The sequence below is a fragment of the Mesorhizobium sp. Cs1321R2N1 genome (genome assembly GCF_037179725.1).
GTDB lineage: Bacteria > Pseudomonadota > Alphaproteobacteria > Rhizobiales > Rhizobiaceae > Mesorhizobium > Mesorhizobium salmacidum.
This window is the reverse complement of the sequence record NZ_JAPYKP010000193.1, coordinates 1-8,478: the sequence shown is the minus strand read 5'-3', so window position 1 is coordinate 8,478 and position 8,478 is coordinate 1. Positions and strand designations below refer to the sequence as shown.

6 protein-coding genes and 2 pseudogenes are annotated in these 8,478 nt (G+C 64.3%); 2 read left to right on the top strand and 6 right to left on the bottom strand.

The features are described from left to right. Positions 1-169 (top strand): annotated as a pseudogene (locus O7A61_RS29340) (ribulokinase); the annotation flags it as partial. A 9-nt stretch (positions 170-178) separates the two neighbouring features. On the opposite strand, the gene O7A61_RS29335 reads toward O7A61_RS29340, so the two are convergent. The 6 genes and pseudogenes from O7A61_RS29335 to O7A61_RS29310 all read right to left on the bottom strand — a co-directional run bounded on the left by O7A61_RS29335 (position 179) and on the right by O7A61_RS29310 (position 6,573). Next, complete coding sequence (locus tag O7A61_RS29335) at positions 179-1,264, bottom strand: ABC transporter ATP-binding protein (protein ID WP_337132734.1); 1,086 nt, start codon at positions 1,262-1,264, stop codon at positions 179-181. Between the two features lie 2 nt (positions 1,265-1,266). Then, a complete protein-coding gene (locus O7A61_RS29330) occupies positions 1,267-2,313 on the bottom strand; it encodes an NAD(P)-dependent alcohol dehydrogenase (protein WP_337132733.1) in 1,047 nt (348 codons plus the stop codon). A 16-nt stretch (positions 2,314-2,329) separates the two neighbouring features. Next, positions 2,330-3,142, bottom strand: a complete 813-nt coding sequence (locus O7A61_RS29325; RefSeq protein WP_337132732.1) for a carbohydrate ABC transporter permease — start codon at positions 3,140-3,142, stop codon at positions 2,330-2,332. Further along, positions 3,139-4,005 (bottom strand): carbohydrate ABC transporter permease, encoded by an 867-nt coding sequence (locus O7A61_RS29320; protein ID WP_337132731.1) that lies wholly within the window; start codon positions 4,003-4,005, stop codon positions 3,139-3,141. The genes O7A61_RS29325 and O7A61_RS29320 overlap by 4 nt, the downstream gene beginning before the upstream one ends. 138 nt (positions 4,006-4,143) lie before the next feature. Next, positions 4,144-5,415, bottom strand: a pseudogene (locus tag O7A61_RS29315) (ABC transporter substrate-binding protein). A gap of 240 nt (positions 5,416-5,655) precedes the next feature. Then, complete coding sequence (locus O7A61_RS29310; protein WP_032935832.1) at positions 5,656-6,573, bottom strand: AraC family transcriptional regulator; 918 nt, start codon at positions 6,571-6,573, stop codon at positions 5,656-5,658. A 234-nt stretch (positions 6,574-6,807) separates the two neighbouring features. On the opposite strand from O7A61_RS29310, the gene O7A61_RS29305 reads away from it, so the two are divergent. After that, entirely contained in the window at positions 6,808-8,211 is a 1,404-nt protein-coding gene (locus tag O7A61_RS29305; protein WP_337132730.1) for an MATE family efflux transporter, read from the top strand. Positions 8,212-8,478: the final 267 nt, after the last annotated feature.

Here is an 8,478-nt window from a genome sequence, read left to right as displayed (position 1 = left end):
GGCGACCGCCGCCGGGCTTTTCCCCGATCTCAACGCCGCCTGCCTTGCCATGCAGCAGGGCGGCAGGACACGCGCCGCCAACCCGGCGGCCGGCGCCCGCTTCGATCGCGACTACCGGATTTTCCTGGAAATGCACCGGCAGCGGCAGATGCTTGACGCGATCCGGTAGGCTTTCGCGCTATTGCCTGCGCAGGGACGCGCCCGATGTCGCGTCGAACAGGTGAATGTCATTCTCCTCGAACGTATAGAGGACGGGAGCATGCAGCACCGGGCAGTCGCGTGCCGGAACCAGCGCGCTGATCTCCTTGCCGCCGGAGCCGAATGTCACCAGCGCGTCATTGCCGTGGAATTCGATGAGATCGGCGGTGCCTTGCAATAGGCCGGTGGCGCCGGCACCGGCCGTCTTCAGGTCCGGGGGCCGGATGCCCAGCACGGCGCGATCGCCCGGCTGGAGATGAAAGCCTGCCCCGTCTATCGAAAGCACCGTCCCGGCGCCGGTCAGCGTCCAGTCGTTCCCGGCCCGGCCGACCGTCACATCGACAAAGTTCATGTTCGGCGTGCCGATGAAGCCGGCCACGAACATATTGCGCGGCCGCCCGTAGATTTCCGCCGGCGAGCCGATCTGCTCGATGATGCCATCCTTGAGCAGCACGATACGGTCGGCGAGCGTCATCGCCTCCAGCTGGTCGTGCGTGACATAGACGGTGGTGGTCTTCAGCGACTGGTGCAGCCGCGCGATCTCGACGCGCATGTGGTTGCGCAATTTGGCATCGAGATTGGACAACGGCTCGTCGAACAGGAACACCTTGGGAGTCTTGATCATGGCCCGCGCGATCGCCACGCGCTGCTGCTGACCGCCCGAGAGTTCGGCCGGCTTGCGGCCGAGATAGGGGTCCAGTCCCAGCGTCCTCGACACCGCTTCGACCCGCTTGCGGATCTCCGGCGCCGGGACCTTCTGGCGCCGCAGCCCGAAGGCGATGTTGTCGAAGATGCTCATGTGCGGATAGAGCGCGTAGTTCTGGAACACCATGGCGATGCCGCGGTCGCCCGGATCGAGGTCGTTGACCACCTTGCCGCCGATCGAGACCTCGCCGCCGCTGATGTCCTCCAGCCCCGCCAACATCCTGAGCAAGGTCGACTTGCCGCAGCCGGACGGGCCGAGGAATACGACGAATTCGTGCTCCTCGATCGAGAGATTGAGATCGCGGATCACCGTGGTGGCGCCATAGGCCTTGTCGACATGGGAGCAAACGATCGCGGACATGGTCAGCCCTTTTCGCCTGTGAGCAGGATCTGCAGCTTGACATCCTGCGGGTTGCCTTCGGCCGCCCGTTCGAACGCCTCGATGCTGTCGGCGAAATCATAGGTCCCGGTGATCAGCGGCTTGAGGTCGACCTTGCCGGAGGCGATGAGCTGCAGGGCGCGGTCGAAGATGTTGGCATAGCGGAACACCGTCTCGATGCGCACTTCCTTCGAGATCGCCGCCGGCACGTTGAGGGCCACCCGCTCCACCGGCAGCCCGACCAGCACCACCGCGCCGCCTGGCCGCACGACGTCGAACAGATCGGCGAAAGCCTTGGGGCTGCCGCTCGCCTCGAAGACGATGTCGGCACCCCAATTGTCGGTAGCTGCCGCGACGGCATCGACCAGCGACTGCTCGCCGACATTGACCGGTACGATGCCGGCATATTGCGCGGCGATTTTCAGCTTGGGCGCGGAAAAATCGGAAATCAGCACTTTCGAACAACCGCCGGCAAGGGCGGCAAGGGCGATCATGATGCCGATCGGGCCGCAGCCGACGACGACGGCGACATCGCCCGGGACGATGCGGGCGCGGCTAGCCGCCTGCATCCCGATGGCGAAGGGCTCGACCATGGCGCCCTCGGCGAAGGAGACATTGTCCGGCAGCTTGTAGGTGAAAGCGGCCGGGTGCACGGCATAGGGAGCAAGGATGCCATGCACCGGCGGGGTCGCCCAGAAAGTGACGTCGGGGTCGACATTGTAGATGCCGAGCTTTGTCGCGCGCGACGACAGATTCGGCACGCCGGGCTCCATGCAGACGCGGTCGCCGACCTTCAGACTCCCGACATTGGCGCCGACCTCGACGATTGTGCCCGCAGCCTCGTGGCCGAGCACCATCGGCGCCCGCACGACATAGCTGCCGATGGCGCCATGCGTGTAATAGTGCACGTCGCTGCCGCAGACGCCGACCGTGTGGATGGCGATCCTGACATCGTCGGGGCCGACATCGAGCGGCAACGCGATCTCGCGCAGCGACAATTCACCTTTTTTCTCAAGCACCAAAGCCCGCATCGGGTAAGTCCTCACTTCAAGTCTTTTTTTGCCGGAAAACAGAATTCAGGAAGCCGCTGAGCACGCCGAGGAACAGCAGCGGCGGCAGCGACAGGAGCACGACCGAGGCGTTGAGAATGCCCCACGGCACGTTCATGCCTTGCTGGGAGAGTTCGGAGGCAACGATCGGCAAGGTCTTGGCGTTGGAACTCGACAGCATCAGCGCGATCAGGAACTCGTTCCAGACCAGCACGAAGCTGAAGGCCACCGCGCCGATCAGCGAGCGTGCAGCCACCGGCAGCGCGATCCGCCAGAACACCGAATAGGCGCCGTAGCCGTCGACGAAGGCGGCTTCCTCGATCTCCTTCGGCACGGCTTGGAAGGCTGGAATGGCGAGCCACATGATCACCGAGATGGTGAGCAGCGAATAGGTGACGATCAGCGCCGGCAGCGTGTCATAAAGACCGAGCTGCAGCCAGATCACCATAAGCGGGATCGCCACCGCCACCGGCGGCAGGAAGCGCAGCGACAGCACGAAGAACTGGATGTCGCCGGCCCAGCGGTTGGGATAACGCGCCACCGCGTAAGCCGCGGGCAAACCGAGCACGACGCCGATCAGCACGGCTGTGCCGCAAGCGACGACCGAATTGTAGAGGCCGGTAACGACGCTGTCGCGGCCAAGTATGTAGGCGATGTTGGCAAGCGTCGGCGTGAACACCAGGCGGGGAACGCGGGTGATGATATCGACGCTGTTCTTCAGCGAATTGAGCGCTGTCCACAGCAGCGGAAACACCGCGACGAAGCCGGCGAAGGCCAGGACGGCCTTGGCGATGATGCGGCCGGGCCTCATGCCTGCACCCGCTTCCACAGCATGGTGAAGGTGATGACGGTGGCGATCATCATCAGCACGGCCATCGCCGATGCATAGGAGACCTTGCCGGATTCGATGAAGCCTTGCGAGAAGGCGTACATGTCGAGCGTTTCGGTCGCGACCCCCGGCCCGCCGCGGGTCATCACATAGATCAGGTCGAAGGAGCGCAGCGACTCGATCATCTTGACGAACATCAGGCTGATCAGCGGCGCCTTCAGCATCGGCAAAGTGACATAGGCGTGGATTTGCCAGCGCCGGGCGTGGTCGAGCCGGGCCGCCTCGATCGGCTGCGGCGGCAAGGTCTCCAGCAGCTTCAGCACGATAACGGCGAAGAACAGGCCCCACTGCCAGACATCGACCGAAGCGACGGCGAACAGCGCCGTCGACGGCTTGGACAGCGGGTCGAAGATCAGCCCGCCGGTCAGCAGCCGGTAAGGGTAGGTGGCGATGCCGTAGAGCGGGTGATAGGCGAACTTCCACACGAAGGCCGCCGAGACGCGCGGCAGCAGCACCGGGATGATGAACAACAGACAGTAGAGGTTGCGCAGGCGCGGCGAGGCGACCTCGAACATCAGCACGCCGAGCCCGATCGCGACGACCATCGTTGCGATGACGGTGACGACCTCCCACTTCACCGACACCCAGACGGCGTTGAGGAAGCGGCGGTCGGAGAACAGGTCGACAAAATTCGACAACCAGACCCAGGAATAGGCCGTCGAGCTCAGCTCGCGGTTCTGCAGGGCGATGATGATCGCGTAGAGCGTCGGCACCATCGACAGGATCAGCAGAATGACCAGTGTCGGCACGACAAAGGTGACCGGCAGGGATGAACGTCGAGGCATTGGTCTCAGGCCTTGCTGTGTCTCTGATATCTGGACATGGCGGAACCCGCGCGCGGGACAGGGCAGGCCCTCCTGCGACACACAGGTCCCGGCATTCCCAGGGAATGCCGCGAACCGCGCGCCGCAAGAGGGAGGGGCCTATTTCTTCACCAGCTCATTGGCGTAGGCCTCGAGCTCGTTGAGGCTGCCCTTGACGTCGGTGCGTGTGCCGGCAATCAATTCCTCGAGGATGATGCCCCAGCGGTCGCCGAGATCCGGCCAGCGCGGATCCTGCCAGAAGTTCACCGCCGTGACCTTGCCGGTTTCGGCAAGCGCCTGGCCGAGATCGGCGCCATAGATATCGGCGAACTCCTTGCTGGACAGGATGCTGGTGCGGTTCAGCTCACCGAACTGGTGAGCGTCGAGCCGGCGCTTCTCATTTTCCTTCGAGGTTGCCCAGGCGATGAACAGGCCGGCGCATTTCTTCGAAGCGTCGTCGGCATTGGCCTTCGCTGCGATGGCGAGGCCATGGCCGTAACCGCCGCCGGGAAGCGGCGAGGGCGGCGGCAGGAAGCCGATCTTGCCGACCACTTGCGAGGTCTTCGGGTCGACCGCCATGCCCGAAAGCGGCGTCGATTCGACGAGGATCGCGACCTGGCCCGATAGGAAGGCGCCAGTCGATTCGTCCCAGCTGCCGGTCTGGGTCCCCGGTGCCGAATCCTTGAAAAGCTTCAGATAGGCCTCGGTCGCCTTGACGGCCGCGTCCGAATTGAAGGCCGGCTTGTCGCCGTCGAACCACTTGCCGCCATAGGCCTTGAAGAACGGCATCCAGCGCCAGACATTGGCGCCCGACCCGCGCGCGCCGCGCAGCGCGATGCCATACATGCCCTTGTCGGCGTTGGTCAGCTTCGGCACGTCGGCGATCAGCTCGTCCAGGGTCTTGGGCGGCTGGATGCCGGCGGCTTCCAGCACGTCCTTGCGGTAGACCATCAGGTCGCCGCCGCCGGTCAGCGGCGCGAACCAGACCTTGCCGTCATAGGTGGCGACCTTCTGGCGGCCCGGATCGAAGTCGGCATAGTCGTAGTCAGCCGGATAATAATCGGTCAGCGGCACGATCCACTTCGACGAGGCGAAAAGCGCCACATTGGCTTCATCGACATACTAGACGTTGTAATTGCCGACGGTGGACGCGTCGGCGCGCGACTTGGCGCGGCGGTCGTTTTCGTTCAGATAATCGATCTTGAAGCTCGCGCCGGAGAGCTTCTCGAACTCGGCCTTGGAGTCCTCCAGAAGCGTCAGGCCATCGCGGGGCTGCGCCAGCACCTTGACCGGTGCCGAGCAGACCGGCGCCTGCGCCAGGGCTAGGGTTGAAACGGTAGTGGAAAGCACGAAAGCTGCGCCAAGGCTGGCCGCGAGCCGAACTGGTTTCATGATCTTTTCTCCTCCAGGAATACGTCGCAGGAAGCGCAGTCCTCGGGTTACGCGATCCTCACCATCGCCCGAACGACATGCCACCCATCACCAAAATGCGCAGTTGCGTTGGGCGACGCTAGAAGCCCCGTTGCAGCTGACCTGTACTTTTATGCATTGTGCAGCGCAAAAACCGGCGCACCCGTATGGAGCGCGTCACATGAGTATCGATCTGGTCCAAAACGATGATTCAGGATGCGCTTATGCGCGCATCGCCAGACGCTGCCGCGACAGCTTGCGATAGGATGACGGCGTCATCTTGTGCTTGCGCAGGAAGGCGCGGTTGAAGTTGGAGATGTTCATGTAGCCGACCTGGAAACAGATGTCGGTGATCGGGATATCGGTGTCGGCCAGGAGCTTGCACGCCTGCCACAGCCTGAGCTTGGCAAGATGGTCGCTGAAGGAGTTGCCGGTGTTCTTCTGGAAGAAGCGCGAGAAGGTGCTTTCGCTCATGCCGGCAAGCTCGGCCACCTCAGGCAGCTTCAGATCTTCGGCGAAATGCTGGAACAGATAGGTCAGCGTGCGCTGGACGATGTCGAGCGAGGCGGCGTCGAGAACCGGCTGGAAGTCCGGCGATGACAACAGCTCATACTCGTCGGTCCTGGCCAGCAGATCGACCAGTTCGAGGAACAGGCAGAACCGGGTCAGCCCTTGCACCGTGCCCATCCGCTCCATGAGCGCGGCGCCTTCAAGCGCGGTTCCGCCGTGGAAGACGATCCCGCGCAGAGACCGTTCCAGGAACGGCTCCAGTTCGCGCAGTTCGGGCAGCATGTCAGCCGACCCGCGCAGCCGCTCGGGATCGAATTGCAGCACGATGTCGCGGCCATCGATCAATTCGCCCGGCTGCACCGCGGTGACCCAGTCATGCGGCAGGCCGCCGCCGACGATGGTGAGGTAGCCCGGCCCGAACTCGCCGATATGATCACCGACGAGGACCACGCCGGAGGATTTCCGCAGCAGATGGATCTCGTACTCCGGGTGGAAGTTCCAGACATTGCGCTCCCAGGGATAGTCGTCCAGCCGCCACAGGAAACTGTCGCTCGCCTCGGTGACGATATGCTCGAAGGAAGGCGCCGTGCGCGGGATCGCTGCCGTGTTCTTTCTGCGTCTGAACGCCATCCTGCCTCCCACAATTCCCCGGTCGCCGGTGTTGGATCCGTAGCAGTCCCTGGCCGGCAAGGGAACGAGGCGGCGGTTCCCGGGCAAGGCGCTGGCTCAATCTGTTCTGGCGCCTCCTCCCTTGCCTTCATGTCGCGTTTCGTTCAATAGACGGCGCAAACGGCGCCATTTCGTGCCGTTGCTGTGCGGCTTCCGGGCGTGGCCCGACGCGCCGTGTTCTGAAAGAGCAGGACAATGTCTGCGATCCAAGCCGGCGCTCGCGCGCCGGAAAATCTTTGGCGTCGGGAAATCAGGGCGACGCTGGCGCTGGCCTGGCCGATGGTGCTGACCAATCTCGGGCAGACGGCGATGACCGCGACCGACGTCATGATGATGGGGCGCCTCGGCGCGGACACGCTGGCCAGCGGCGCGCTCGGGGCCAATCTCTATTTCATGCCGCTGATCTTCGGCCTCGGCCTGATGCTGGCGACCTCGCCGATGATCGCCACCGAGCTTGGCCGCCGCCGCCATTCCGTGCGCGATCTGCGCCGCACCGTGCGTCAGGGCCTGTGGCTGGCGATCCTGATCGCGATCCCGATCTGGCTCGTGCTTTGGCACGGCGAGGCCATTCTGCTGGCCATGGGCCAGGAGCCCGCGCTGGCGCATCAGGCCGGCATCTACCTGCGCTGGCTGGAATGGGCGGTGCTGCCTTTCTACGGCTATATCGTGCTGCGTTCGTTCATCTCGGCGCTGGAGCGGCCGGGCTGGGCGCTGATCATCGTTTTCGTCGCCGTCGCCTGCAACGCCTTCTTCAACTGGCTGTTCATGTTCGGCAATCTCGGTGTGCCGGCCATGGGCATCGCCGGCTCCGGTCTTGCCACCTCGCTGTCCAGCACGCTGATGTTCGTCGGCATGGCTGTCGTGGTGATGCTGGAGAAGAAATTCCGGCGCTACCATCTGTTCGGCCGTTTCTGGCGGTCCGACTGGCCGCGCTTCAAGGGCCTGCTGCGGCTCGGCCTGCCGATCGCCGGCATCCTTGCCTTCGAGGTGACGATCTTCAACGCGGCAGCCCTGCTGATGGGCCTGATCGACGCGGATTCTCTGGCCGCGCACGCGATCGCCATCCAGATCGCCTCGATCTCCTTCATGGTCCCGCTCGGCCTCAACCAGGCGGTGACGGTGCGGGTCGGGCTCGCGCATGGCGCCGGCAATCCCGAGGGCGTCTCGCGCGCCGGCTGGACCGCCTTCGTCATCGGCGTCTCGTTCATGGCGCTGATGGGACTGGTGATGGTGCTTTGGCCGCATCTCCTGATCAGCGCCTTCATCGACCTCGGCAATCCGGCCAATGCCAGGGTGATCGCGCTTGCCGTTTCGTTCCTGGTGTTTGCCGCCCTGTTCCAGGTCTTCGACGGCGCGCAGGCGGTTGCCGCCGGCATGCTGCGCGGCCTGCACGACACCAAGGTGCCGATGATCTATGCCGCGATCGGTTACTGGGGCGTCGGCCTGCCGCTCGGCGTGCTGCTCGCCTTCCATTTCGGCTTCCACGGCGTCGGCATCTGGATCGGCCTGTCGTCGGGACTGGCCGTGGTGGCGGCCCTGCTTCTGGCCCGCTGGCTACGGCGCGACCGCATCGCGCCGTCGCTGGCGCTCGGGCACTGAACGCAAGACGGCCGTCGGTTCGGCGGTCGCTCGTCCCAACATTGTGGCGCATCAAATGGCGCCTTCAGAACTGCCGCGAAACGACCGCTGGGCACGATGAGCCGACGCTTAGAACCGAGGAACGTCTCAATAGGGGCCGTAGAACGAACCCGCTGCGCGGGAGGGCGCCTGCGGTTGAGGTAGCGGTTACGGGCCGTGCGTCGCGCTCGCATTGAGCGTCCTCCGGCAGCGGCAGAGCATGACGGGCTTCTTCAACAAGGAGCCTGA

What these genes read in the sequence shown, in the direction of transcription:
- O7A61_RS29335 (WP_337132734.1), bottom strand. Translation starts at nt 1,264, where the DNA reads ATGTCCGCGATCGTTTGCTCCCATGTCGACAAGGCCTATGGCGCCACC.
- O7A61_RS29310 (WP_032935832.1), bottom strand. Translation starts at nt 6,573, where the DNA reads ATGGCGTTCAGACGCAGAAAGAACACGGCAGCGATCCCGCGCACGGCG.
- O7A61_RS29325 (WP_337132732.1), bottom strand. Translation starts at nt 3,142, where the DNA reads ATGAGGCCCGGCCGCATCATCGCCAAGGCCGTCCTGGCCTTCGCCGGC.
- O7A61_RS29330 (WP_337132733.1), bottom strand. Translation starts at nt 2,313, where the DNA reads ATGCGGGCTTTGGTGCTTGAGAAAAAAGGTGAATTGTCGCTGCGCGAG.
- O7A61_RS29305 (WP_337132730.1), top strand. Translation starts at nt 6,808, where the DNA reads ATGTCTGCGATCCAAGCCGGCGCTCGCGCGCCGGAAAATCTTTGGCGT.
- O7A61_RS29320 (WP_337132731.1), bottom strand. Translation starts at nt 4,005, where the DNA reads ATGCCTCGACGTTCATCCCTGCCGGTCACCTTTGTCGTGCCGACACTG.